This window comes from Halomonas sp. 25-S5, assembly GCF_029889845.1.
Lineage (GTDB): Bacteria > Pseudomonadota > Gammaproteobacteria > Pseudomonadales > Halomonadaceae > Halomonas.
Genome location: NZ_JARANV010000026.1, coordinates 17,351 through 42,962, shown reverse-complemented (window position 1 = coordinate 42,962; position 25,612 = coordinate 17,351). Strand labels below are relative to the sequence as shown.

At 66.7% G+C, this 25,612-nt stretch carries 23 protein-coding genes and 2 tRNA genes; 21 read left to right on the top strand and 4 right to left on the bottom strand.

What is annotated here, in order from left to right:
* Nucleotides 1-29 precede the first annotated feature (29 nt).
* On the bottom strand, nt 30-458 hold the full coding sequence (locus OP498_RS15730) for an outer membrane protein assembly factor BamE (RefSeq protein ID WP_280554325.1): 429 nt from the start codon (nt 456-458) through the stop codon (nt 30-32).
* A 72-nt stretch (nt 459-530) separates the two neighbouring features.
* Here OP498_RS15730 and fur point away from each other — a divergent pair, with 72 nt between their 5' ends.
* A complete protein-coding gene (fur, locus tag OP498_RS15725; RefSeq protein WP_280548834.1) occupies nt 531-977 on the top strand; it encodes a ferric iron uptake transcriptional regulator in 447 nt (148 codons plus the stop codon).
* A 110-nt stretch (nt 978-1,087) separates the two neighbouring features.
* Here fur and recN read toward each other — a convergent pair whose 3' ends face one another.
* The gene (gene recN / locus OP498_RS15720; RefSeq protein WP_280548836.1) at nt 1,088-2,761 is read right to left on the bottom strand and encodes a DNA repair protein RecN; all 1,674 of its coding nucleotides are present in this window, start codon (nt 2,759-2,761) and stop codon (nt 1,088-1,090) included.
* A gap of 283 nt (nt 2,762-3,044) precedes the next feature.
* On the opposite strand from recN, the gene grpE reads away from it, so the two are divergent.
* The 3 genes from grpE (at nt 3,045) to dnaJ (ending at nt 6,983) form a co-directional block, all read left to right on the top strand.
* Nucleotides 3,045-3,686 carry a nucleotide exchange factor GrpE gene (gene grpE, locus OP498_RS15715; protein WP_280554324.1) on the top strand — a complete coding sequence of 214 codons (642 nt, stop codon included), beginning with the start codon at nt 3,045-3,047 and terminating at the stop codon, nt 3,684-3,686.
* Nucleotides 3,687-3,807: 121 nt separating this feature from the next.
* Nucleotides 3,808-5,739: a molecular chaperone DnaK gene (gene dnaK, locus OP498_RS15710; protein ID WP_280548840.1), complete on the top strand. Its 1,932-nt coding sequence runs from the start codon at nt 3,808-3,810 to the stop codon at nt 5,737-5,739.
* 92 nt (nt 5,740-5,831) lie between these two features.
* A complete protein-coding gene (dnaJ, locus tag OP498_RS15705) occupies nt 5,832-6,983 on the top strand; it encodes a molecular chaperone DnaJ (RefSeq protein ID WP_280554323.1) in 1,152 nt (383 codons plus the stop codon).
* 146 nt (nt 6,984-7,129) lie between these two features.
* Here dnaJ and corA read toward each other — a convergent pair whose 3' ends face one another.
* On the bottom strand, nt 7,130-8,095 hold the full coding sequence (gene corA / locus OP498_RS15700) for a magnesium/cobalt transporter CorA (protein WP_280554321.1): 966 nt from the start codon (nt 8,093-8,095) through the stop codon (nt 7,130-7,132).
* Nucleotides 8,096-8,277: 182 nt separating this feature from the next.
* Between corA and OP498_RS15695 the strand changes: the two genes are divergently transcribed.
* The 7 genes from OP498_RS15695 to greA all read left to right on the top strand — a co-directional run bounded on the left by OP498_RS15695 (nt 8,278) and on the right by greA (nt 16,132).
* Nucleotides 8,278-8,556 (top strand): DUF2218 domain-containing protein, encoded by a 279-nt coding sequence (locus OP498_RS15695; RefSeq protein WP_280554320.1) that lies wholly within the window; start codon nt 8,278-8,280, stop codon nt 8,554-8,556.
* The gene (locus tag OP498_RS15690; protein ID WP_280554319.1) at nt 8,553-9,458 is read left to right on the top strand and encodes an EamA family transporter; all 906 of its coding nucleotides are present in this window, start codon (nt 8,553-8,555) and stop codon (nt 9,456-9,458) included. The genes OP498_RS15695 and OP498_RS15690 overlap by 4 nt, the downstream gene beginning before the upstream one ends.
* 135 nt (nt 9,459-9,593) lie before the next feature.
* The gene (locus OP498_RS15685; RefSeq protein ID WP_280548859.1) at nt 9,594-9,896 is read left to right on the top strand and encodes a HigA family addiction module antitoxin; all 303 of its coding nucleotides are present in this window, start codon (nt 9,594-9,596) and stop codon (nt 9,894-9,896) included.
* Nucleotides 9,897-9,952: 56 nt separating this feature from the next.
* Entirely contained in the window at nt 9,953-10,756 is an 804-nt protein-coding gene (gene dapB / locus OP498_RS15680) for a 4-hydroxy-tetrahydrodipicolinate reductase (RefSeq protein WP_280548861.1), read from the top strand.
* Between the two features lie 462 nt (nt 10,757-11,218).
* Nucleotides 11,219-12,376, top strand: coding sequence for a glutamine-hydrolyzing carbamoyl-phosphate synthase small subunit (carA, locus tag OP498_RS15675; protein ID WP_280554318.1), 1,158 nt, complete (start codon nt 11,219-11,221; stop codon nt 12,374-12,376).
* A 52-nt stretch (nt 12,377-12,428) separates the two neighbouring features.
* Nucleotides 12,429-15,659, top strand: a complete 3,231-nt coding sequence (carB, locus tag OP498_RS15670; protein ID WP_280554317.1) for a carbamoyl-phosphate synthase large subunit — start codon at nt 12,429-12,431, stop codon at nt 15,657-15,659.
* A complete protein-coding gene (gene greA, locus OP498_RS15665; protein WP_280548867.1) occupies nt 15,656-16,132 on the top strand; it encodes a transcription elongation factor GreA in 477 nt (158 codons plus the stop codon). Before carB ends, greA begins: the two co-directional genes overlap by 4 nt.
* A gap of 129 nt (nt 16,133-16,261) precedes the next feature.
* Here greA and yhbY read toward each other — a convergent pair whose 3' ends face one another.
* Complete coding sequence (yhbY, locus tag OP498_RS15660) at nt 16,262-16,588, bottom strand: ribosome assembly RNA-binding protein YhbY (RefSeq protein WP_280554316.1); 327 nt, start codon at nt 16,586-16,588, stop codon at nt 16,262-16,264.
* Nucleotides 16,589-16,781: 193 nt separating this feature from the next.
* Here yhbY and rlmE point away from each other — a divergent pair, with 193 nt between their 5' ends.
* From rlmE to nusA, 10 genes are all read left to right on the top strand, one after another.
* A complete protein-coding gene (gene rlmE / locus OP498_RS15655) occupies nt 16,782-17,447 on the top strand; it encodes a 23S rRNA (uridine(2552)-2'-O)-methyltransferase RlmE (protein WP_280554315.1) in 666 nt (221 codons plus the stop codon).
* A 199-nt stretch (nt 17,448-17,646) separates the two neighbouring features.
* The gene (gene ftsH, locus OP498_RS15650) at nt 17,647-19,611 is read left to right on the top strand and encodes an ATP-dependent zinc metalloprotease FtsH (RefSeq protein WP_280548873.1); all 1,965 of its coding nucleotides are present in this window, start codon (nt 17,647-17,649) and stop codon (nt 19,609-19,611) included.
* A gap of 134 nt (nt 19,612-19,745) precedes the next feature.
* Entirely contained in the window at nt 19,746-20,540 is a 795-nt protein-coding gene (gene folP, locus OP498_RS15645; RefSeq protein WP_280548942.1) for a dihydropteroate synthase, read from the top strand.
* Nucleotides 20,533-21,882 (top strand): phosphoglucosamine mutase, encoded by a 1,350-nt coding sequence (glmM, locus tag OP498_RS15640; protein ID WP_280548876.1) that lies wholly within the window; start codon nt 20,533-20,535, stop codon nt 21,880-21,882. Before folP ends, glmM begins: the two co-directional genes overlap by 8 nt.
* A gap of 81 nt (nt 21,883-21,963) precedes the next feature.
* The gene (gene tpiA, locus OP498_RS15635) at nt 21,964-22,713 is read left to right on the top strand and encodes a triose-phosphate isomerase (RefSeq protein WP_280548878.1); all 750 of its coding nucleotides are present in this window, start codon (nt 21,964-21,966) and stop codon (nt 22,711-22,713) included.
* A 4-nt stretch (nt 22,714-22,717) separates the two neighbouring features.
* Nucleotides 22,718-23,077, top strand: coding sequence for a preprotein translocase subunit SecG (gene secG, locus OP498_RS15630; RefSeq protein WP_280554314.1), 360 nt, complete (start codon nt 22,718-22,720; stop codon nt 23,075-23,077).
* Nucleotides 23,078-23,100: 23 nt separating this feature from the next.
* Nucleotides 23,101-23,187: transfer RNA gene (locus OP498_RS15625), tRNA-Leu, on the top strand.
* 111 nt (nt 23,188-23,298) lie between these two features.
* A tRNA-Met gene (locus OP498_RS15620) sits at nt 23,299-23,375 on the top strand.
* Nucleotides 23,376-23,591: 216 nt separating this feature from the next.
* Nucleotides 23,592-24,050 carry a ribosome maturation factor RimP gene (gene rimP / locus OP498_RS15615; RefSeq protein WP_280548882.1) on the top strand — a complete coding sequence of 153 codons (459 nt, stop codon included), beginning with the start codon at nt 23,592-23,594 and terminating at the stop codon, nt 24,048-24,050.
* A 43-nt stretch (nt 24,051-24,093) separates the two neighbouring features.
* Nucleotides 24,094-25,587, top strand: a complete 1,494-nt coding sequence (nusA, locus tag OP498_RS15610) for a transcription termination factor NusA (RefSeq protein ID WP_280548884.1) — start codon at nt 24,094-24,096, stop codon at nt 25,585-25,587.
* Nucleotides 25,588-25,612 lie beyond the last annotated feature (25 nt).

Sequence of the window (25,612 nt, the reverse complement as noted above, 5' to 3'; positions counted from 1 at the left end):
GCGTCAACGAAGACCGCAGTGCGCTGATGTCAGGGGCGGTCCGGGGTGACGTTGTCGATGGGGGCTTCGCGGGCGGCCGAGGTGCCCTCGCTGTCGGGCCCGATGCCGCGATCATCGCTCAGCGGCGGGGCCTTCGAGAAGTTGCCCTCCCGCTCGACCTCCGCGACTCGCCCGCCGGCGAAGGTCAGGGTGACGCGGCGCTGCTCCACGCCGCCGTAGGCCTCGTCGAGGCGATAGACATAGTCCCACTGGCTGGCATCGAAGGGGGCCTCGAGCAGGGGGCTGCCCATCAGGTCGACCACTTGCTGTCGGCTCATGCCCGGCCGCAGCTGCTCGACCATGGCCTCGGTCACCAGGTTGCCCTGGGGCAGATCGCGCTTGTACACACCGAAGTAGCTGCAACCGCTGATCATCAGCAGGGCGACGGAAAGGGTGACGATTCTGGTCAGCTTTTGCATTTGCGCCTGTTCTTCACTATCGTGGATTCGGTCGATCATAACCGACCCTACCCGATACTGCGAAGAGCGACCATGGCCGACCAGAACCATGAATTGCGCAAGGCCGGTCTCAAAGTGACCCTGCCGCGCGTCAAGATCCTGCAAATCCTCGAGACTGCCTCCGAACAGCATCACCTGAGTGCCGAGGATGTCTACAAGACCCTGCTGGAAGCAGGCGAGGACGTGGGCCTGGCCACCGTCTATCGCGTGCTGACCCAGTTCGAGTCCGCCGGCCTGGTGATTCGCCACAACTTCGATGGCGGTCATGCGGTTTTCGAGCTCTCCCAGGAGGAGCACCACGACCACATGGTGTGCCTGGAGAGTGGCGAGATCATTGAATTCTTCGACGAGACCATCGAGCGTCGTCAGCAGGAGATCGCCGAGGAACACGGCTTCGAGCTGGTCGACCATGCCCTGGTGCTCTATGTGAGGCCCCGCGGCTCCCGCGCGACTCGCCAGGAAGGCATCCAGAAGAAGTGATCTCGCCCCGCTGAATCCGCCAGGGCAGACGACCGCGGCCCCGATCCCAGGATCGGGGCCGCACTGCGTTGGGGCAATCTAATCTTGAGTACGAGCCGCGTTCGGCGGGCTCAATGGTGGGCGCGCTGGCTGGCGTCGAGCATCTCCCGGGCATGGGCCAGGGTGCGGTCGGAGAGGTTCACCCCGCCCAGCATGCGCGCCAGCTCGCCGACCCGGCCGGCCTCGTCGAGCAGCGCCATGCGGGTCAGGGTGGAGGCCTCGCCGGCCTGCTTCTCGATGTGCAGGTGATGGTGCGCCTGGGCGGCCACCTGGGGCAGGTGGGTCACGGTCATCACCTGGCCGTTCTCGCCCAGCCGGCGCAGCAGCTGGCCGACGATCTCGGCGGTGGCGCCGGAGATGCCTACGTCCACCTCGTCGAACACCAGGCTGGCGATGGTCGAGTGCTGGGCCGCCACCACCTGGATCGCCAGGCTGATGCGCGAGAGCTCGCCGCCGGAGGCGACCTTGGCCAGCGGCCGGGCCGGCTGACCGGGGTTGGCGCTGATCAGCATGCGGGCGACCTCGAGCCCCTCGGCGGCCGGGGTCTCGCGGGTCTCCAGCTCGACCTCGAAGGTGGCCTTGTCCATGGCCAGGAAGGCCAGCTGCTCCTGCACGGCCTCTCCGAAGCGGCGGGCGGCCTGGTGGCGGGCTCGGGAGATTGCGGTGGCCTGCTCCTGCCAGTGGTTTTTCAGGGTATCGGCCTCGGCGGCCAGCGCCTCCAGGTCGCCGTCGCCGCCTTCCAGGCCTTCGAGCTCGTCGGCCAGCCGCCGGTGCAGGGCGAGGAGCTCCTCGGGCAGCACATGGTGCTTGCGGGCGATGCGATGCACTTCGCCGAGTCGCGCCTCGACCCAGGCCAGCCGCTCCGGGTCCAGCTCGACGCCGCCGGCGAAGTGGCCGAGCTCGCGGCTGGCCTCCTCGACCTGGATGCGCGCATCGCCGAGCATGCTGAGGGTGTCGGCCAGGCTGCCGCGGCCGCTGCCCGGCAGCGCCGAGAGATGCTGGATCGCCTGGTTGAGCAGCGACAGGGCGCCGCCCTCGTCGCCGTCGCAGCATTCGGCGGCGAACTGGGCCTCGCGTAGCCGCTCCTCGGCGTGGGCCAGCTCCTCCTGCTCCTTCTCGAGCCCCTTGAGCTCATTCTCGGCCAGGGCCAGCTGGTCGAGCTCCTCGACCTGGTAGCGCAGCAGCTGGCGGCGGGCGCGGATCTCGTCGCCGTCCTCGGTCAGGCGCTCGAGGCGGCGGCGGGTCGCCTGCCAGTCGCGGAAGGCCTGGCGCATCCCGGCCACCTGCTCACGGTGGCCGGCGAAGTCGTCGAGCAGGCGCAGGTGGGTCTCCTCCTTCAGCAGCGCCTGGTGGGCATGCTGACCATGGATCTCGATGAGGTGCTCGCCCAGGGCGCGTAGGTCGGCCACCGTGGCCGGCTGGCCGTTGATCCAGGCCTTGGAGCGCCCGGCCCGGGTGACCACCCGGCGCAGCAGGCAGTCGTCGCTGGGCAGTTCGCGGGCCTCGAGCCAGGCGCGGGCCGCGGGCAGCGCCTGGAGGTCGAAACGGGCGCTGAGGTCGGCGCGTTCGCGGCCTGGGCGCACGCTGGCGCTGTCGGCGCGCTCGCCCAGGCAGAGCCCCAGGGCACCCAGCAGGATGGACTTGCCGGCCCCCGTCTCGCCGGTGATGGCGGTCATGCCGCCGGAAAGCTCCAGCTCGAGGTGGTCGACGATAGCGAAGTCGCGAATGGCAAGCTCTGTCAGCATGGTGCCTCCCGGGGCCTGTCTGGGAATACTAAGTCAGTAACTGCCTGGGTCTGTAACGGCCTGGGTCTGTAACTGCCCAGCCTGTATCTACTGGTTATCCATACACGTATTGTGTGTTTATACAGTAGCCAAGGTTCGCCCACAATGCACGTTCGGCGTCGTCGCCCGATGACGCCTTGAGTTCGCCACGGCCAGCCCCATATACCCCGCAGACACGCACTCAAGTCATCATTCATGCCTTGCCAGCGGCTCCTGGCCGCTGATCGCCATTCAGGAGACCCACATGGCCAAAGACCCCCAGACCCCGCTGGACGACGAACTCGCTCGCGAGCTCGCTCGTGAGGAGCAGGACGCCGAGCCGCAAGCCGAGCCCGAGACCGTGGAGGGTGAGCTGGAGGACGCCATCGAGGGCGCCGAGCAGGCCGCCACCGAAGCCCAGGCCGCGGACAATCCCGAGGCCGAGGTGCTGGCGGCCCGGGTCGAGGAGCTCGAGCAGAGCGTCGCCGACGCCAAGGAGCAGCAGCTGCGTGCCGCCGCCGAGGCGCAGAACGTGCGTCGCCGGGCCGAGCAGGAGGCAGAGAAGGCACGCAAGTTCGCCCTCGAGAAGTTCGTCAAGGAGCTGCTGCCGGTGGTCGACAGCCTGGAAAAGGCGCTGGACGCCATGCAGGACGGCGCCAGCGAGACGCATCGCGAGGGCGTCTCCATGACCCTCAAGATGCAGCACGACGCGCTGGCCAAGTTCGGCGTCGAGGTGGTGGAGCCCCACGGCGAGCCCTTCGACCCGCAATACCACGAGGCCATGGCCATGGTGCCCAACCCCGAGATGGAGCCCAACACCGTCATGGAGGTGATGCAGAAGGGCTACTTGCTCAACGGACGCCTGGTGCGCCCGGCCATGGTGGTGGTCAGCCAGGCCGCCGGCTGAGGCCGGACCATACAAAAGCGGTCCTCGGGTCTTGAAAAGGTCTCGAGGGCCCCCAGATAGACGGCAACCCCGCGGTGAAAGCCGCAGACGACGAATTCAACTGTAATTTCGAGGATTTCCTATGGGACGCATCATCGGTATTGATCTGGGGACCACCAACTCTTGTGTCGCCGTGCTCGACGGTGACCAGGCCAAGGTGATCGAGAACGCCGAAGGCGCACGTACCACGCCCTCCATCATCGCCTACACGGAAGACGGCGAGATCCTGGTGGGCCAGGCGGCCAAGCGCCAGGCGGTGACCAACCCGCATAACACCGTCTACGCCATCAAGCGCCTGATCGGCCGTCGCTTCAAGGACGATGTCGTCCAGAAGGACATCAAGATGGTGCCCTACACCATCGCCGAGGCCGACAACGGTGACGCCTGGGTGGAAGTGAAGGGCAAGAAGCTTGCTCCGCCGCAGGTCAGCGCCGAAGTGCTGAAGAAGATGAAGAAGACCGCGGAAGACTACCTGGGTGAAGAAGTCACCGAGGCGGTCATCACCGTGCCGGCCTACTTCAATGACAGCCAGCGCCAGGCCACCAAGGACGCCGGCCGTATCGCCGGTCTCGAGGTCAAGCGCATCATCAACGAGCCGACCGCGGCGGCGCTGGCCTATGGCATGGACAAGGCGCGCGGTGACAAGACCATCGCGGTCTATGACCTGGGCGGTGGTACCTTCGACATCTCCATCATCGAGGTGGCGGACGTCGACGGCGAGACCCAGTTCGAGGTGCTGGCCACCAACGGCGACACCTTCCTGGGCGGCGAGGACTTCGACCTGGCACTGATCAACTACCTGGTCGACCAGTTCAAGTCCGATAGCGGCATCGACCTCTCCGGCGACAACCTGGCCATGCAGCGCCTCAAGGAAGCCGCCGAGAAGGCCAAGATCGAGCTCTCCAGCGCCCAGCAGACCGATGTCAACCTGCCGTACATCACGGCCGACAACACCGGGCCCAAGCACCTCAATGTCAAGGTGACCCGCGCCAAACTGGAGTCGCTGGTCGAGGCCTTGATCAAGCGTTCCATGGAGCCGTGCAAGACCGCGCTCAAGGATGCTGGCCTGTCCGCCTCCGAGATCGACGACGTCATCCTGGTCGGCGGCCAGACCCGCATGCCCATGGTGCAGAAGTCCGTGGCCGACTTCTTCGGCAAGGACGCCCGCAAGGACGTCAACCCCGACGAGGCCGTGGCCGTGGGTGCTGCCATCCAGGGCGGCGTGCTGGGCGGCGACGTCAAGGACGTGCTGCTGCTCGACGTCACCCCGCTGACGCTGGGTATCGAGACCCTTGGCGGCGTGATGACCCCGCTGATCGAGAAGAACACCACCATCCCGACCAAGAAGACCCAGACCTTCTCGACCGCGGATGACAACCAGACCGCCGTGACCATTCACGTGCAGCAGGGCGAGCGCAAGCAGTCCAGCGGCAACAAGTCGCTGGGTCGCTTCGACCTCAGCGACATTCCGCCGGCGCCGCGCGGCGTGCCGCAGATCGAGGTCGCCTTCGACCTGGACGCCAACGGCATCCTGCATGTCTCCGCCAAGGACAAGGCCACCGGTAAGGAGCAGTCGATCGTCATCAAGGCCTCCAGCGGTCTCTCCGAGGAAGAGGTCGAGCAGATGATGCAGGATGCCGAGGCTCACGCCGACGAGGACAAGAAGTTCGAGGAGCTGGTGCAGCTGCGCAATCAGGCTGACGGCATGGTCCACGCCGCCCGCAAGACCCTCGAGGAGGCCGGCGACAAGGCCAGCGACGAGGAGAAGCAGGCCATCGAGAGCGCCGCCAGCGAGCTCGAGGAGGCGATCAAGGGTGACGACAAGGACGACATCCAGGCCAAGCTGGACAAGCTGACCGAGGCGTCCGGCAACCTTGCCCAGAAGATGTACGCCGAGCAGAGCGATGCTGCCCAGCAGGCTGATGAAGCCGGCGACGAGGCTGGCGCCAAGAAGGAAGATGACGTGGTCGACGCCGAGTACGAAGAAGTCAACGACGACCAGAAAAAGCAGTAAACCACGACATCTGAACCACGGATGACGCCAGCGCGGGGGCCAGACTCCCGCGTTGGTGTTTCCGCTGAGTCCCTACGGAGGCGGACAGACTCATGTCCAAGCGTGATTACTACGAAGTACTGGGCGTCGAGCGCGGGGCCGACCAGAAGGACATCAAGAAGGCCTACCGACGCCTCGCCCAGAAATTTCATCCGGACCGCAATCCGGAAGATGACACCGCGGCGGAGAAGTTTCGCGAGGTTTCGGAGGCCTATGAGGTCCTGAGCGACAGCGAGAAGCGCGCCGCCTATGACCAGTTCGGCCATGCCGGTGTCGACGAGCAGGCCGGTGGCTTCGGCGGAGGCGGCTTCGGCGGTGCCGGGGCCGGCGGCTTCAGCGATATCTTCGGCGACGTGTTCGGCGACATCTTCGGCGGCGGGGGCGGCCGGCGCCATCCCAACGCCCCGGCCCGCGGCAGCGACCTGCGCTACAACCTCGAGCTCGACCTCGAGGACGCCGTGGCCGGCACCAGCGTGGATATCCGCGTGCCGCGCCACATCGAATGCGAGCGCTGCGACGGCGACGGTGCCGAGCCGGGCTCCAGCAAGGAGACCTGCCCGACCTGTAACGGCATGGGCCAGGTGCGCATGCAGCAGGGCTTCTTCGCCGTGCAGCAGACCTGCCCGACCTGCCACGGCAGCGGCCAGCACATCAAGGTGCCGTGCCACAAGTGCAACGGCGAGGGACGGGTGCGCGAGACCCGCACCCTCTCGGTGAAGATTCCGGCTGGGGTGGATATCGGCGACCGCATCCGCCTCAACGGCGAGGGCGAGGCCGGCATCAACGGCGGCCCGCCCGGGGATCTCTACGTCCAGGTGGCGATCAAGCCGCACCACATCTTCCAGCGCGACGGCCGCCACCTGCAGTGTGAGGTGCCGATCAACTTCGTTGACGCCGCACTCGGCGGTGAGCTGGAGGTGCCGACCCTGGACGGCCGGGTCAAGCTGAAGATCCCGCCCGAGACCCAGACCGGCAAGCTGTTCCGCCTGCGCGGCAAGGGCGTCAAGCCGGTGCGTGGCGGCCCGCCGGGCGACCTGCTGTGCAAGGTCGTGGTCGAGACCCCGGTCAAGCTCAACGAGGAGCAGAAGGACCTGCTGCGCACCTTCCAGGACAGCCTGGGCGGCAGCAACGGCCATCACCACTCGCCGAAGAAGTCGAGCTTCTTCGACGGGGTGAAGAAGTTCTTCGAGGACATGAAGCCGTAAGGGCAGTCCCGCGGAAATCGACAAGGCCCCGCGCTCCGAAAGGAGACGGGGCCTTGTCGTGTCCGGGCCGTGCATATCAGCGCTGCAGGTGGTCCAGCCGCCAGGCCAGGCCTTCTTCGTGGGGATGGCGCCGTGTCATGCCGTGCTTACAGCCACCCGGCGCGGCGGAAGCGCCAGTAGAGCGTGCCGCAGGCACTGCCCATCACCAACAGGGCCAGGGGGTAGCCCAGGCGCCAGTCCAGCTCGGGCATGTGGGCGAAGTTCATGCCCCAGATGCCGGCAAGGATGGTGGCCACCGCGAAGATGGCGGCCCAGGCTGCCAGCCGCTTGTGGACCTCGCCCTCGTCGATCGCCACCATCGAGAGGTTTACCTGGATCGCGGTGATGGTCATCTCGCGGATGGTATCTACCGCTGACTCGATGCGATGCAGATGGTCGTAGACGTCGCGGAAATACTCCCGGGTCTTGCGGCACAGCGCCGGGACCCGGCCGCCGAACAGGTGGCTCGCGGCCTCGCCCAAGGGCATGGCCGCATGCTTGAGCCGCATGGTCTGGCGCTTGAGCTGGTAGAGGCGCTCCAGGCTCTGGCGGGCCGTTCCCCTGACGAAGATCTGGTCCTCGATGCTCTCGAGCTCGGCCTGCAGGGCCTCGACCACCGGGAAGTAGCGGTCGACGATGGTGTCCATCAGGGCATAGATCACGAAGGCGGGGCCGTGTCGGAGCAGCTTCGGTTCGTGCTCGCAGCGCTGGCGGACCTCGGTGAAGCCCCGGCCCGGGTGCAGGCGCACCGACAGCACGTACCCCGGGCCGGCGAACACCGCCACCTGGCCGGTCTCCAGCTGGTCGTCGCGCATGGTGACCATGTGCATGATCACGAACAGCGCTTCGTCGTACTCCTCGAACTTGGGGCGCTGGTGCCCGTTCAGGGCGTCCTCCACGGCCAGTTCGTGCAGGCCGAAGACCGCCTGGAAGCGGGCCATCTCCTTCTCGTCGGGCTCATGCAGTGCCACCCATACGAAACGGTCAGGTTGCCCCAGGTAGTCGCCGATCTCGTCGCTCTGGATGTCGCGCAGGCGATGTCCCTTTTCGTAGGCCACGCAGTTGATGATCATTGCCGAGCTCTCCCGATGAGTGGTGGTGCCCTGTGCCACAGCATAGTGCCTGGAGGTGAGCACCTGTCACCCCCGCCAGCGTGAGGGCAAATGTCATGAGGCGGGGCATCGGGGGAGGGGGTGGCGTTCATGGGGGCGTCGTCATAGGCTGAGGATTCACCCAACGAGACGCGGAGGCCGCCATGCCGATTTCACGAGCCGAGATTCCCGCCGAGGATGCCAAGGGGCTGGTCGAGCGCCTGTGCCGGGACTGGGCCGATGCCCGGCCGATCGATCGCGAAGAGACCCAGGCGCGGGTGATCTTCGACGAGGGCAGCTGCCTGCTCCAGGCAGAGCCGGATCGGTTGATCGTGGCCGTCGAGACGCTGGATGACGAGACCCTGGACCGGCTCGAGGGCAAGGTGAACGCCGCGCTCGAGGGGCTGACGGGCGTGACCCTGGCGATCGTCTGGGAGAATTGAACGACGGCGTCTCGCCCCGCGCCGCCCACCTCGGCATGCTGCTGTGGGCGGTGCTGGTGGGGCTGTCGTTTCCCGCGGTAGGGGCAATGAGCGAGCTGCCGCCGTTCTCGCTCACCGCGCTGCGCTTCGTCATCGCCTGCTGTGGCCTGTGGTGGTTGGCCCGGTGCTCGCCGGATTTTCTGCCTGCCTGGCGGCGGCTACCGCTCTATGCCCTGATGGGGCTCTGCCTGGCCGGCTTCTTCGGCGCCATGTTCTGGGCGGCGCACCATGCCACGGCGCTCTCCATGGCCACCCTCTTCGTCACGGTGCCGTTGCTGGCCTTCCTGCTGGGGCTGGGCTTCGGCGTGGAACGGCTGGCCTGGCGCTTGCCGGCGATCCTGGCGCTGGGGGCGGCGGGGGCGCTGGGCCTGGCGTTTGCGGAGTCGCTGGCGAAGGGCGGGCGCCTGCAGTTCGGCATCGGCGAGGCGGTGTTCTTCCTGGGCTGCCTCTCCACGGCGCTCTATCCGGTGCTCAGCAAGTGGGGGCTGGCGACCGGGCGCCTGCCGGGGTCGGCGGCGGTGCGCACCTTCTGGAGCCTGGGCCTGGGCGCGGTGCTGATCGGGCTGCTAGGGCTCGCCATCGAGCCGGTGGGCCGCCTGGCGACCATGACCGGCCCTGACCTGCTGCTGCTGGTCTACCTGGGGCTCTTCTCCAGTGCCCTGACCTTCTGGCTGCTGCAGCGCGCCACCTCGGCGCTCACGCCCGGCGCGGTCACCGCCTACAGCTACCTGGTGCCCTTCGTCTCCATGCTGCTGCTGTTCGTCCGGGAGCCCGAGCGGGTCGGCTGGGTCTGGCTGCCGGGCAGCGCCCTGGTACTGCTGGCGATCGCGCTGCTGCTGCGCAGCGGGCGCGCCGGCGGCTAGCCGGTCTCATCCTTCCCCGCGCGCTCGCCGGGAAAGGCCAGGCGGCTCGAGGCCTTGTGGGTGATCTCGATGCGCTCGCCTTCGGTGTCGAAATCGTGGATTATCACTGACCTCTGTCGAGCAGGAGTTGCCATCATGATCAAGAACGGCATGCGGCCTATCCATCCTGGCGAGGTGCTGCGGGAGGACTATCTCGATCCGCTGGGGATGAGCGTCAACGCCCTGGCGCGTGAGCTGCGCGTGCCCGCGACCCGTCTACATGAGATCGTCAAGGAGCGTCGCGCGATCTCGGCGGATACGGCTCTGAGGCTGGCGCGTTATTTCGGCGGTGATGCGCAGTCGTGGCTGAACCTCCAGGCAGCCTATGACCTCAAGCGAGTCGAGCTCGACCATGGCGAGGAAATCGAGCGCAGCGTATCGCCACGAGATGCCGCTTGAGGCTCTGATATACTCTCGCCCATTCTCGAATCGCTACCGCTTCTACAGGAGTCCACATGACCCGTATCGCCATCGTCGGTGTCGCCGGCCGCATGGGTAGCACCCTGGTCAACGCCGTGCAGCAGGATGCCGGGGCCACCCTGGCCGGCGGCATCGTCGAGCCGGGCAGCTCGCTCGTGGGGGCCGACATCGGCGAGCTGGCGGGCGTCGGCAAGCTGGGTGTGGCCGCCGTGGATTCGCTCGAGGCCATCGCCGACGACGTCGACGTGCTGATCGACTTCACCGCGCCGCAGGTGACCCTGGCGAATCTGGCCTTCTGCGCCGAGCACGGCAAGCGCATCGTCATCGGCACCACCGGCCTTGACGACGAGGAGCTCGCCGCCCTGGACGCCTTCCGCGACCGGGTGCCGATGGTCTTCGCGCCGAACATGAGCGTGGGGGTGAACCTGACGCTGAAGCTGCTCGAGACGGCGGCGAAGGCACTGGGCGACGAGGGCTACGACATCGAGGTGATCGAGGCCCATCACCGCCACAAGGTGGATGCCCCCTCCGGCACGGCGCTGAAGATGGGCGAGGTGGTGGCCGAGAGCCTGGGCCGCAGCCTCAAGGAGCACGGCGTCTTCGCCCGCGAGGGCCAGTGCGGGCCGCGCAGTGACAAGGAGATCGGTTTCGCCACCGTGCGCGCCGGCGATATCGTCGGTGAGCACACGGTGATGTTTGCCACCGAAGGCGAGCGCATCGAGATTACCCACAAGGCCTCGAGCCGCATGACCTTCGCCAAGGGCGCGGTGCGTGCTGCGCGCTGGGTGGCCGGCCAGGGCAACGGCCGCTACTCGATGCAGGACGTACTCGGGCTTTGATTCCGGAGATTGTGCCGATGGCGGGAGCTCGGGGCTGCTCCGTCGACAAGCCTGCGGGGAGGCGCTGTAAATACCTCCCTGTACGCTACCGACGCCTTCCCTGGCGTAGGACCTCCCCTGCGGCTTGTCCCCGGCGCCCCTCGCTATCGAGCTCTGCGGCGGAAGCGCCCACGATCTTCCGGGGGCTAGCCGCGAGGCGCCATTTCCTGTAATATCCCCAAGATTTTGGCCGGGCGCGCGGGCAAATAGCCCTCTCGAGCGCTTGTTGCTTCGGCCCCCAGTGTGCTGATGATCTGAGCGAATCAGTTCCGAGCGAATGACAACAAGCGGGATGAAACCGGTCTTACATCGGGTTTCGTCCCGCTTTTTTGCGGGGCGGCCATCCGCGGGGCGGCCATCCGGGGCTCGAAGGCCCGGCCATGGCCCCGCAGTATTCCTAGATAAGCATGGGAGGACGTTGCATTGAACAGACCCGCGATACTGGCCCTGGAAGACGGAAGTGTATTCCACGGCACGGCCATCGGTGCCGATGGACAGACCAGCGGTGAGGTGGTGTTCAATACGGCCATGACCGGCTACCAGGAAATCCTGACCGATCCCTCCTACACCCGACAGATCGTCACCCTCACCTATCCGCATATCGGCAACACCGGCGTCAACGCCGAGGACGTCGAGTCCGGCGCCATCGCCGCCGCTGGCCTGGTGATCCGTGACCTCCCCCTGCTGGCCAGCAGCTTTCGCTGCGAACAGACGCTCTCCGACTACCTCAAGGGCCAGAACGTGCTAGGCATCGCCGACATCGATACCCGCCGCCTGACCCGCATCCTGCGCGACAAGGGCGCCCAGAATGGCGCGATCCTGGCCGGTGCCGATGCCGAGGGTGACGACGCCGTCGAGCGCGCCCTGGCCTCGGCCCGTGCCTTCCCGGGCCTCAAGGGCATGGACCTGGCCAAGGTGGTCTCCTGCCAGACCCCCTATGAGTGGAGCGAGGGCGAGTGGGCCCTGGGTGCGGGCTATGCCGATGCGTCCGGCCCGGATGGAAAGGCAGAGCGTCCTTTCCATGTCGTTGCCTACGACTACGGGATCAAGCGCAACATCCTGCGCATGCTCGCCTCACGCGGCTGCCGGCTGACTGTGGTGCCGGCCCAGACACCGGCCGCCGAGGTGCTGGCCATGGCCCCCGACGGCGTCTTCCTGGCCAACGGGCCTGGCGACCCCGAGCCCTGCGACTATGCCATCACGGCGATCCGGGAGATCCTCGAGACCGAGCTCCCCGTGTTCGGTATCTGCCTGGGCCACCAGCTGCTGGCGCTGGCCTCTGGTGCCAAGACGGTGAAGATGAAGTTTGGTCACCACGGCGCCAACCACCCGGTGCAGGACCTCGACAGCGGCCGGGTGATGATCACCAGCCAGAACCACGGCTTCGCCGCCGACGAGGGGAGCCTGCCGGCCAACCTGCGAGCCACCCACCGCTCGCTGTTCGATGGCTCCCTGCAGGGCGTCGAGCGCACCGACCGCCCGGCCTTCAGCTTTCAGGGCCACCCCGAGGCCAGCCCGGGGCCGCGCGACGTGTCGCCGCTGTTCGACCGTTTCGTCGAGATGATGAAGTCCCGCCGCTAGGCCGGCCCTTCGAATCGTCGCCCTTCGTCACCCTTATTCTGTGGGAAGCACCATGCCCAAGCGTACCGACATCCAGAGCATCCTGATCATTGGCGCCGGCCCCATCGTCATCGGCCAGGCGTGCGAATTCGACTACTCCGGCGCCCAGGCCTGCAAGGCGCTGCGTGAGGAGGGCTACCGGGTCATCCTGGTCAACTCCAACCCGGCCACCATCATGACCGACCCGGTGATGGCCGACGCCACCTACATCGAGCCGATCACGTGGCAGACGGTGGAGAAGATCATCGAGGCCGAGCGTCCCGATGCCATGCTGCCGACCATGGGCGGCCAGACGGCGCTCAACTGTGCGCTGGACCTGGACAAGCACGGCGTGCTGGCGAAGTACGGCGTGGAGATGATCGGTGCCAACGCCGATGCCATCAACATGGCCGAGGATCGCGACCTCTTCGACCAGGCCATGAAGCGCATCGGCCTGGAGTGCCCCAAGGCCGAGGTGGCCCACAGCATGGAGGAGGCCTGGCGCATCCAGGCGCAGTTCGGCTTCCCGGTGATCATCCGCCCTTCCTACACCATGGGCGGCTCCGGCGGCGGCGTAGCCTATAACAAGGAGGAGTTCGAAGAGATCTGCACCCGCGGCTTCGAACTCTCCAACAACCATGAGCTGCTGATCGACGAGTCGCTGCTGGGCTGGAAGGAGTACGAGATGGAGGTCGTTCGCGACAAGAACGACAACTGCATCATCGTCTGTGCCATCGAGAACTTCGACCCCATGGGCGTGCACACCGGCGACTCCATCACCGTGGCCCCGGCTCAGACGCTGACCGACAAGGAATACCAGATCATGCGCGACGCCTCGCTGGCGGTGCTGCGCGAGATCGGCGTCGAGACCGGTGGATCCAACGTGCAGTTCGGCGTCGATCCCAACACCGGGCGCGTGGTGGTCATCGAGATGAATCCGCGGGTGTCGCGTTCCTCGGCGCTGGCCTCCAAGGCCACCGGTTTCCCGATCGCCAAGATCGCCGCCAAGCTGGCGGTGGGCTATACCCTCGACGAGCTGCAGAACGACATCACCGGCGGGCGCACTCCGGCCTCCTTCGAGCCGTCCATCGACTATGTGGTCACCAAGATCCCGCGCTTCACCTTCGAGAAGTTCCCCCAGGCCAACGACCGCCTGACCACCCAGATGAAGTCGGTCGGGGAGGTGATGGCCATTGGCCGCACCTTCCAGGAGTCGCTGCACAAGGCGCTGCGTGGCCTGGAAACCGGCAACGACGGCCTGGACCCCAAGGTGACCCGCTTCGACGCCGATGGGCTGGCGCATATCAAGGGCGAGCTGCAGGCCGCCGGTGCCGAGCGCATCTTCTTCATCGCCGACGCCATGCGCGCCGGGATGAGCGTCGACGAGATCTTCGCGCTGACCAACATCGATCGCTGGTACCTGGTGCAGATCGAAGATCTGGTGAAGGCCGAGCAGGCGGTGGCGAAGCGCTCGCTCTCCGAGCTCACTCCCCGCGAGCTGTTCGCCCTCAAGCGCAAGGGCTTCAGTGACGCCCGCCTGGCGAGCCTGCTGGGGGTCGCCGAGAAGGAGTTTCGCAAGACCCGCCAGCAGGCCGGCATCCGCCCGGTCTACAAGCGGGTGGATACGTGCGCGGCCGAGTTCGCCTCGGACACCGCCTACATGTACTCCACCTACGAGGAGGAGTGCGAGGCGGAGGTCTCCGACCGCCGGAAGATCATGGTGCTGGGTGGCGGGCCCAATCGTATCGGCCAGGGCATCGAGTTCGACTACTGCTGCGTCCATGCGGCCTTCGCCATGCACGACGACGGCTATGAGACCATCATGGTCAACTGCAACCCGGAGACCGTCTCCACCGACTATGACACCAGTGACCGCCTCTACTTCGAGCCGGTGACCCTGGAGGACGTGCTGGAGATCGCCGACAAGGAGCAGCCGGTCGGCGTGATCGTGCAGTTCGGCGGCCAGACCCCGCTGAAGCTCGCCCGCGAGCTCGAGGCCGCCGGCGTGCCGATCATCGGCACCACCCCGGACGCCATCGACCGCGCCGAGGACCGCGAGCGCTTCCAGCAGATGATCGACAAGCTGGGCCTCAAGCAGCCGCCCAACGCCACCGCGCGCAGTTTCGAGGAGGCCTTCGCCAAGGCCGAGGCGATCGGCTACCCGCTGGTGGTGCGCCCCAGCTACGTGCTCGGCGGGCGCGCCATGGAGATCGTCTATGACGCCTCCGAGCTCGAGAACTACATGACCCACGCGGTCAAGGTCTCCAACGACTCCCCGGTGCTGCTCGACCACTTCCTCAATGCCGCCATCGAGATCGACATCGATGCGGTCAGCGACGGGAGCGAGGTGGTGATCGGCGGCATCATGCAGCACATCGAGCAGGCCGGCGTGCACTCCGGCGACTCCGCCTGCTCGCTGCCGCCCTACTCGCTGCCCGCCGAGGTGCAGGACGCGATGCGCGACCAGGTCAAGCAGATGGCCGTGGAACTCGGCGTCAAGGGCCTGATGAACGTGCAACTGGCCTGGCAGGACGGCGAGATCTACGTCATCGAGGTCAACCCGCGCGCCTCGCGCACCGTGCCCTTCGTCTCCAAGTGCATCGGCACGTCGCTTGCCCAGGTCGCCGCGCGCTGCATGGCCGGCACCACCCTGGCCGAGCAGGGCTTCACCCGCGAGATCGTGCCGCACTTCTTCAGCGTCAAGGAGGCGGTCTTCCCGTTCAACAAGTTCCCCGGGGTCGACCCGATCCTCTCGCCGGAGATGAAGTCCACCGGCGAGGTGATGGGCAGTGGCGATACCTTCGCCGAGGCTTTCTACAAGGCGCAGCTCGGCGCCGGCGAGGCGATCCCGCCCCTCGAGGGCGACCGCAAGGCGTTCCTCTCGGTGCGTGACCCGGACAAGGCGGGAGTTATCGAGGTGGCGCGTTCTCTGGTAACCTTGGGGTTCACTCTGTGTGCGACCCGTGGCACGGCGGAGGCCCTCGAGGCCGCCGACCTGCCGGTGGAGATCGTCAACAAGGTCTATGAGGGCCGTCCGCATATCGTCGATCTGCTCAAGAACGACGAGGTCGCCTATATCGTCAACACCACCGAGGGCCGCCAGGCCATCAACGACTCCTCGGTGATCCGCCGCACCGCACTCGCCCGCAAGGTCCCCTATGCCACTACCCTGGCAGGGGCCAATGCTGTTTGCATGGCGCTCGAGTACGGCAATGCCATTACCGTGCGGCGGCTACAGGAACTGCATGCAGGAGCTACACAATGAACAAGGTCCCGATGACCGTCGCCGGTGAGAAGCGGCTTCGCAAGGAGCTCGAGGAGCTCAAGGGCGAGGCGCGGCCGAGGGTGATTGCCGCCATCGCCGAGGCTCGCGAGCACGGCGACCTGAAGGAGAATGCCGAGTACCATGCGGCCCGCGAGCAACAGGGCTTCATCGAGGGGCGTATCCAGGAGATCGAGGGCAAGCTCGGGAGCGCCCAGGTGATCGATGTCACCAAGCTACCGCAGACCGGCAAGGTGATCTTCGGCGTGACCGTGGGGCTGATCAACCTGGAGACCGACGACGAGGTGACCTATCGCATCGTTGGCGAAGACGAGGCCAACATCAAGGAAGGCCGCATCTCGGTCACCTCGCCCATCGCCCGTGCCCTGATCGGCAAGGAGGAGGGCGACGTGGTGGTGGTGCGCACCCCCGGCGGCGAGGTCGAGTACGAGATCTCGAGCGTCGAGCATCTGTAACCCTAGCTGTAAGCTTGAAGCCGTAAGCTGTAAGTCAGAACCCAAACACCCCCCAAGGTAGCGCCCTGAGCGGGGTGTTTTCTTACAGCTTAAAGCTTATGGCTTACAGCTCGCGCGAAGCGCGGTGGCTCAGCGCCGCCCGTGGTGGTTCTCGAAGCGCGTGATGTTGGAGAGCTTCGGGTTGACCCGGGGGTTGTGGCGGTAGAGCAGGGCCATCTTGCCGATCTTCTGGACCAGCTCGGCACCGCTCGCCGCGACCAGCTCGTCGAGCATGGCGGTGCGGTCATCACGGTCGGGCAGGGCGAGCTTGACCTTGACCAGCTCATGGTCGGAGAGGGCGCGGTCGAGCTCGGCCAGCACGCCTTCGGAGGCCCCGTTCTCGGAGACGGTGACCACGGGGTCGAGGTGGTGGCCGATGCTGCGGAATGCTTTCTTTTGTGCCTGTGACAAGCTCATGGTATCTTGCTTCTTCCCGGTTGGCGCGCAGCGCACATGGTACGGCGAAACGCCGCGCGGCGAAAGCTCGCCGCCGTGTCCCCGCATGTTTCCTCCGGCCGGGCCCGCAGGTCAGCACCCCGTCGTACCTCCATCAGGTCTTCCCGGAATCCGCTCGACTGCCTGTCATTCATGGTCATTCACAGGTGATGCCGTGGCACGTTCCAACGCTTCTCGCTCCAAGGGCGCCGCCGGCAAGGCGCCGCCCAGCAAGACCAGCAAGGACTGGTTGAAGGAGCACTTCGACGACCGCTTCGTTCAGCAGCGCTGGCAGGACGGCTATCGCAGCCGCGCCAGTTACAAGCTGCTGGCGCTGGATGAGAAGGACCGCCTGCTGCGGCGCGGGATGACGGTGATCGACCTGGGCGCCGCGCCCGGCGGCTGGAGCCAAGTGGCCGCCGAGAAGGTCGGCTCCGAGGGGGTGGTGATCGCCTCCGACATCCTCGAGATGGATGCCCTGGCGGATGTCGACTTCATCCAGGGCGACTTCACCGAGGAGAGCGTGCTCGAGGCGATCCTTGGCCGGCTCGGCGATCGGCCGGTGGACCTGGTGATGTCCGACATGGCCCCCAACATGAGCGGCATGGCGGCTATCGACCAGCCCCAGGCGATGGCCCTTGTCGAGCTGGCGCTGGACCTGGCGCGCCAGACGCTCTCGCCCGGCGGCACCTTCCTGGCCAAGATGTTCCAGGGCGAGGGGTTCGACGCATTTCTCAAGGAGCTGCGCGGCAGCTTCACGCGGGTGGTGACCCGCAAGCCGGAGGCCTCCCGGGCGCGTTCTCGCGAGGTCTACCTGCTGGCAGAAGGGTTTCGCGGCTGAGGCATGCCCACGGCCGCACAACAGCGCTGCCACGATAGGCAGCGCCTAACGGGCCGATGGCCGGACACGGCGTCGCGACTGTGTCACAGTGGCGGTTGTTTCCCGCTCCGGCCGGAGGCTGGCTGAACATGTGCCGCTCATGTAGTGTCGAAAGACTAGGCATTTTCGGCCGACAGATTCTTGCAATGAGGGTAGTCCCTTGAACGATATGGCGAAGAACCTGATTCTGTGGTTGGTCATCGCGGCAGTGTTGCTGACGGTGTTCAACAACTTCAGCGTCGACACCTCACCGCAGGCGATGAACTATTCCCAGTTCGTCCAGCAGGTGCAGAACGAGAAGATCCGCAACGTGACCATCGATGGCTACACCATCACCGGTGAGCGTACCGACGGTTCCCAGTTCCGGACCATCCGCCCGTCGGCGGAGGATCCCAAGCTGATGGACGACCTGCTCTCCAACAACGTCACCGTGGTGGGCAAGGAGCCCGAGCAGCAGAGCCTGTGGATGCGCCTGCTGATTGCCAGCTTCCCGATCTTGCTGATCCTGGCGATCTTCATGTTCTTCATGCGCCAGATGCAGGGCGGTGGTGCCGGCAAGGGCGGCCCGATGAGCTTCGGCAAGTCCAAGGCCAAGCTGCTCTCCCAGGACCAGATCAAGACCACCTTCTCCGATGTCGCCGGCTGCGACGAGGCCAAGGAGGAGGTCGAGGAGCTGGTCGACTTCCTGCGTGACCCGACCAAGTTCCAGCGCCTGGGCGGCACCATTCCCCGCGGCGTGCTGATGGTGGGTCCGCCGGGGACCGGCAAGACGCTGCTCGCCAAGTCCATCGCCGGCGAGGCCAAGGTGCCGTTCTTCTCGATTTCCGGCTCCGACTTCGTCGAGATGTTCGTGGGTGTCGGCGCGTCCCGCGTGCGTGACATGTTCGAGCAGGCCAAGAAGCAGGCGCCCTGCATCATCTTCATCGACGAGATCGACGCCGTGGGCCGCTCGCGTGGCGCCGGCATGGGTGGCGGCAACGACGAGCGCGAGCAGACCCTCAACCAGCTGCTGGTCGAGATGGACGGCTTCGAGCCCAACGAGGGCATCATCGTCATCGCCGCCACCAACCGTCCCGACGTGCTCGACCCGGCGCTGCTGCGCCCGGGCCGCTTCGACCGCCAGGTGGTGGTGCCGCTGCCGGACATCCGCGGTCGCGAGCACATCCTCAACGTGCACCTGCGCAAGGTGCCGCTGGCCGACGACGTCAAGCCGTCGCTGATCGCCCGCGGCACCCCGGGCTTCTCCGGCGCCGACCTGGCCAACCTGGTCAACGAGGCCGCGCTGTTCGCCGCACGCCGCAACAAGCGCCTGGTGAGCATGGAAGAGCTCGACATGGCCAAGGACAAGATCATGATGGGCGCCGAGCGCAAGTCCATGGTCATGACCGACAAGGAGAAGCTCAATACCGCCTACCACGAGTCGGGCCATGCCATCATCGGCCTGGTGATGCCGGAGCACGACCCGGTCTACAAGGTGACCATCATCCCCCGCGGCCGGGCGCTGGGCGTGACCATGTTCCTGCCGGAGGAGGATCGCTACAGCCTCTCTCGCCAGCAGATCATCAGCCAGATCTGCTCGCTGTTCGGTGGCCGCATCGCCGAGGAGATGACGCTGGGGCCGAACGGCGTCACCACCGGTGCCTCCAACGATATCAAGCGGGCCACCGAGCTGGCGCACAACATGGTCGCCAAGTGGGGCCTCTCCGAGGAGATGGGGCCGATCATGTACGACGAGGACGAGTCCCACCAGTTCCTCGGCGGGCCCGGCCAGGGCGCCAAGCTCAAGTCCGGCGAGACCACCTCCAGGCTGGACAAGGAGGTGCGCAAGATCATCGACGGTTGCTACGAGCAGGCGAAGAAGATCCTCGAGGAGAACCGCGACAAGCTCGATGCCATGGCCGAGGCGCTGATGAAGTACGAGACCATCGACTCCTATCAGCTCAAGGACATCATGGACGGACGTGATCCGAACCCCCCCGAGGGCTGGGACGATCCAGGCAGCGGGGCGCCCTCCGGCGGCGAGCCGCGCGCCGACTCCACCCCGGAGTCGAGCGATGATGCCGAGGACGATGAGACGCCCAGGCGTCGGCCCTCCGATCCGCTCGGTGGCCCGGCCGGCAGCTGAGGCCGTCCGCCAGCGACCACAGGCGCCCTGCGGGGCGCCTTTGCCGTTCGACCAACAGGAAGATGATGGATACCCGTACACCGATGTATCTGCCGTGTGGCCGGCACCGGCTCGACCTCTCCTTTCCCCACATCATGGGGATCCTCAACGTCACCCCCGACTCCTTCTCCGACGGCGGCCGCCATGCGGTGCCGGATGACGCCCTGCGTCATGCCGAACGGATGCTGGCCGAGGGGGCCTCAATCATCGACGTGGGCGGCGAGTCCACGCGTCCCGGTGCCGAGCCGGTCTCGGTCCAGCAGGAGCTGGATCGGGTGGTGCCGGTGGTGGAGGCCCTGGTGTGCGAGTTCGATGCCCTGGTCTCGGTGGACACCAGCACGCCCGAGGTGATGCAGGCGACGGGGCAGGCTGGCGCCGGCATGATCAACGATGTGCGCAACCTGCGCCGCGAGGGCGCCCTCTCGGCGGCGGTCGCCAGCGGGTTGCCGGTATGCCTGATGCACATGCTCGGCGAGCCCGGCGACATGCAGGACGACCCGCGCTACGATCGGCCGGTAGAGGAGGCCGTGGCCGCCTTCCTGGCCCAGCGAGTAGCGGCCTGCGAGGCCGCCGGGTTGCGTCGCGAGCGTATGCTGCTCGACCCGGGCTTCGGCTTCGCCAAGTCGGTGGAACATAACTTGCGGCTGCTCAAGCACATGGACCGCCTGGGGGAGCTCGGGCTGCCGCTGCTGGTGGGCATGTCGCGCAAGAGCATGATCGGCAAGGTGTTGGGGCGGCCGGTGGAGGAGCGCCTCTCCGGCGGCCTGGCGCTCTCCGCCCTGGCGGTGGAGCGTGGCGCCCGTATCCTGCGCGTCCACGACGTGGGGCCCCACGTGGACGCGGTGAACATGACCTGGGCCGTACTCGAGGAAGGCAGTCCGCATGACTAGACGCTATTTCGGCACCGACGGCATCCGCGGCACCGTGGGGGAGCCCCCCATCACGGCCGATTTCATGCTCAAGCTGGGCTGGGCCACTGGCCGGGTGCTGACCCGGGACAAGGGGCGTCCCCGGGTGATGATCGGCAAGGACACGCGGATCTCGGGCTACATGTTCGAGTCGGCCCTGGAGGCGGGCCTCTCCGCCGCCGGTGTCGACGTGATGCTGCTGGGGCCCATGCCGACCCCGGCGATTGCCTACCTGACGCGTACCTTCCGCGCCGACGCGGGCATCGTCATCTCGGCCTCCCACAACCCCTTCCAGGACAACGGCATCAAGTTCTTCTCCGCCGCCGGCACCAAGCTGGCCGACGAAGTCGAGGCGCGCATCGAGGCCATGCTCGAGGAGGCGCTGACCACCGTGGCGCCGGACCGCCTGGGCAAGGCGATGCGGGTCGATGATGCCCCCGGTCGCTACATCGAGTTCTGCAAGTCGACCATCCCCGATCGGGTCAGCCTGCACGGGCTGAAGATGGTCCTCGACTGCGCCCACGGCGCCACCTACCATATCGCGCCCAGCGTGTTCCGCGAGCTGGGCGCCCAGGTCAGCCTGATCGGGGCCACCCCGGACGGCCTGAACATCAACCAGGAGGTGGGCTCGACCCACCCCGCCGCGCTGAGGGCGGCGGTGATCCAGCAAGGGGCCGACCTCGGCGTCGCCTTCGACGGCGACGGCGACCGGGTGCTGCTGGTGGATGCCGACGGCCGCGAGATCGACGGCGACGACATCCTCTACCTGATCGCCAGGGATCGCCATGCCCGGGGCGAGCTGGGTGGTGGCGTGGTGGGTACCCTGATGTCCAACTTCGGCCTGGCGGCCGCCATGGGCGAGCTCGACATCCCCTTCGAGCGTGCCCGGGTCGGGGACCGCTACGTCATGGAGCGGCTGGCCGCCAACGGCTGGCAGCTCGGCGGCGAGTCCTCCGGCCATATCGTCTGCGGCCATGTGCAGACCACCGGCGACGGCATCGTCTCGGCGCTGCAGGTGCTGGCGATCATGGTCCGCGAGCAGCAGTCGCTGGGTCGCCTGCTCGCCGGCCTGCAGAAGGCGCCCCAGGCGCTGGTCAACGTGCGCCTGACGCCGGGCAGCGATGCCAAGGCCCTGCTGGGGCGGGCCTCCCTCAAGCAGGCGGTGGGCAGCCTGGAGACGGAACTGGGCGACCAGGGGCGCGTGCTGCTGCGGGCCTCGGGCACCGAGCCGCTGATCCGCGTGATGGTCGAGGGCCGCCCCCACCTGGACGTCGACGCCCTGGCGCGTCGCCTGGCCGGCGACGTCGAAGCGTTGCTCGGCTGAGCGGGGCAGGCGGCCCGGGGCCGGTTGTCTTGAATGGGCGCCTCCTATACCATTTCGCACCACCTTGAAAGAGGAACCCCCATGCGCATGCCGCTGATCGCCGGAAACTGGAAGATGAACGGCTCCCTGGCCCTGGTCGAGGCGTTCGGCCGGGCCTTCGCCGATGGCGCCCTGCCCGTCAACGTCGAGGTGGCACTGATGGTGCCCTTCCCTTTTCTGGAAGCGGCGGGCCGGGCGCTGGGCGAGACGTCGGTGACGGTCGGCGCCCAGACGCTTAGCGACCGCCCCTCGGGGGCCTTCACCGGCGAGGTCAGTGCGGCGATGCTGCGCGAGTGCGGGGCCCGGCTGGTGCTGGTCGGCCACTCGGAGCGACGCACCCTGTTCGGCGAGGACGATGCCGCGGTCCTGGCGCGCGTCAAGGCGGCCCTGGCCGAGCGGCTTACGCCGGTGCTGTGCGTCGGCGAGACCCTCGAGGAGCGCGAGGCCGAGCGTACCGAGGCGGTGGTGCTGGGCCAGGTCGAGGCGGTGTTCGACGCCCTCGACGAGTCCGAGCGCGCTCGCCTGGAGGTCGCCTATGAGCCCGTCTGGGCCATCGGCACCGGGCGCACCGCGAGCCCCGAGCAGGCCCAGGTGGTGCACGCGGCCATCCGCGGCTGCCTGGCGCGCTACGACCAGGCGCTGGCCGGCGGCATGCGTCTGCTGTACGGCGGCAGCATGAAGGCGGATAATGCCGCCGAGCTGCTCGCCCAGCCCGATATCGACGGCGGCCTGGTGGGCGGTGCTTCGCTCAAGGTCGACGATTTCCTAGCCATTTGTCAGTCAGCAGGTTGAATCCATGCAAGTTGCCATTCTCATGACCCATGTGGCGATCGCCATCGCCCTGGTCGTCCTGATCCTGCTGCAGCAGGGCAAGGGCGCCGAAGCCGGTGCCGCCTTCGGTGGCGGTGCCTCCCAGACCGTGTTCGGCTCGCAGGGCAGCGGCAGCTTCCTGGCGAAGTTTACCGGGCTGCTGGCGGTGGCCTTCTTCGCCACCTCCCTGACCCTGGCCTGGTTCGCCTCCCAGGCCGGCGAGGCGCCCGAGGCCGGCATTCCCGATGCCGAGATGATCGAGCAGCAGAATGCCGTGCCGACTCTTGACGATACTGGCCGCAATGTGGATAATGCGGCGCCAGTGCTGGAGGAAAGCGGCGGCTGATGTCGTCATCCAGTCTCCCCGATGCCGAAGTGGTGGAATTGGTAGACACGCTATCTTGAGGGGGTAGTGGCCTTATGGCCGTGCGGGTTCAAGTCCCGCCTTCGGCACCAACGACGAAGTGGTCGAGGCAATTTTCGGGACTTCGAAGCAGGATTGGCAGTATGCGGTGTTGCCGCTTGACGAAGCCGTCATGCGGGCTTACAATCACCGGCCTAGATTGATGCGGGGTGGAGCAGTCTGGTAGCTCGTCGGGCTCATAACCCGAAGGTCATCGGTTCAAATCCGGTCCCCGCTACCATCTTCTTGGCAGGCATGCAGATGTTGAGGGGCATGCCAGAGAGCCGAAGTGGTATACAGGTTTCTTGTGAAAGCCCCTTCCTGTGAAGGGGCTTTTTGTTAGCAGCTTGCCAGCCGGAGACGGCGGCGCTGTTCCGGGCAACGCCAATCAGCCACCTGACTCTTCTCTTCACTCCCGGCCAGGTGCCTGATGCAACGGCTGTAGGAGCTTTCTTCCGTGGCAATCAAGGATGCTGCGCTGCATGCGCTGATCGAACCGGTGGTCTCCGCCATGGGGTTCGAGCTATGGGGCATCGATCATCTGTCCCAGGGCAAACATTCTCGTCTGGTGATCTACATCGATCACCAGGACGGGGTGAGCGTGGACGATTGCGCCGATGTCAGCCGCCAGGTCAGTGCGGTGCTCGATGTCGAGGACCCTGTGCCCGGCGAGTATCGGCTGGAAGTCTCCTCGCCGGGCATGGACCGGCCGCTGTTCACCCTCGAGCAGTTCGCGCGCTACGCCGGTCATGTGGTGGCCGTGAAGCTGCGCCTGCCCTTCGACGGGCGGCGCAAGTTCCAGGGGCTGCTGGCCGGGGTCGAGAGTGACGAGGTGCTGCTGCAGATCGACGGCGAGGAATATTGCTTTCCCATCGAGGGCATCGATCAGGCGCGGGTCGTCCCGCAGTTCACGTGATGAGCTCGGTGCATAAGGACAGGTTCACTGGCGAGGCTAAGGCATGAGTAAAGAAATTCTGGCGGTCGTCGACGCGATCTCCAACGAAAAGGGGGTCCCCCGCGAGGTGATCTTCGAGGCCGTCGAGGCGGCCCTGGCCAGTGCATCGCGCAAGCGCTTCGAGGACGTGGAAGCCAGCGTGCGCGTGCACATCGACCGTGATACCGGCGACTACGAGACGTTCCGTCGCTGGGAGGTGGTCGAGGACGATGACTTCGACGGGCCCGATGCCCAGATCAAGCTCTCCTTCGCCGAACGCCGTGACCCGCCGCTGGGGCTGGGTGACGTGGTCGAGGAACGCATCGAGAACGCCTCCTTCGGCCGGATCGCCGCCCAGACCGCTAAGCAGGTCATCGTGCAGAAGGTGCGCGAGGCCGAGCGGGCCGAGGTGGTGCGCCAGTATGCCGAGCGCGAGGGTGAACTGGTCGCCGGCATCGTCAAGAAGACGACACGCGACGGCCTGATCATCGATCTCGGCGAGAATGCTGAAGCCTTCCTGCCGCGCAGCGAGATGATCCCCGGCGAGCGCTACCGCATGAACGAGCGGGTCCGCGCGCTGCTGGTCAAGGTCGATCCCGAGGCGCGCGGCGCCCAGCTGATCCTGTCGCGTACCTGCCCGGAGCTGATCATCGAGCTGTTCAGCATCGAGGTGCCGGAGATCGCCGAGCAGCTCATCGAGATCAAGGGCGCGGCACGCGACCCGGGCTCGCGGGCCAAGATCGCGGTCAAGACCAACGACCGGCGCATCGATCCCGTGGGGGCCTGCGTGGGCATGCGCGGTTCCCGGGTGCAGGCGGTGTCCTCGGAGCTGCAGAACGAGCGCGTCGACATCGTGTTGTGGGACGACAATCCGGCCCAGCTGGTGATCAACGCCATGGCGCCGGCAGATGTCGCCTCGATCCTCGTCGACGAGGAGTCCCATGCCATGGATGTGGCCGTCGCCGAGGACAACCTGGCCCAGGCCATCGGCCGCAGTGGCCAGAACGTGCGCCTGGCCTCGGAGCTCACCGGATGGCGTCTCAACGTCATGACCGAGGATGAGGCCGAGGATAAGCGCGATCAGGAGATCGATAGCCTGGTCGAGCATTTCATCCAGCACCTGGACATCGACGAGGACGTGGCGCGCCTGCTGGTGGAGGAGGGCTTCACCTCCCTGGAGGAGGTCGCCTACGTGCCGGTCGAGGAGATGCTGGAGATCGAGGAGTTCGACGAGGAGACCATCGAGGAGCTGCGCGCTCGTGCCAAGGATGAACTACTGAACCTGGCCATCGCCTCCGAGGAGGAGCTCGATGGCGCCCAGCCGGCCGACGACCTGCTGGAGATGGACGGTATGGAGCGCCACCTGGCCTTCATCCTGGCCAGCCAGGGCATTGTCACCATGGAGGACCTGGCCGAGCAGTCCGTCGATGACCTGCTGGACATCGAGGGGATAGACGAGGAGCGCGCCGCGGCACTGATCATGACTGCCCGTGCGCCATGGTTCGAGAACGAACAGTAAACGGGTCACGGGCTGAGGAGGGTCG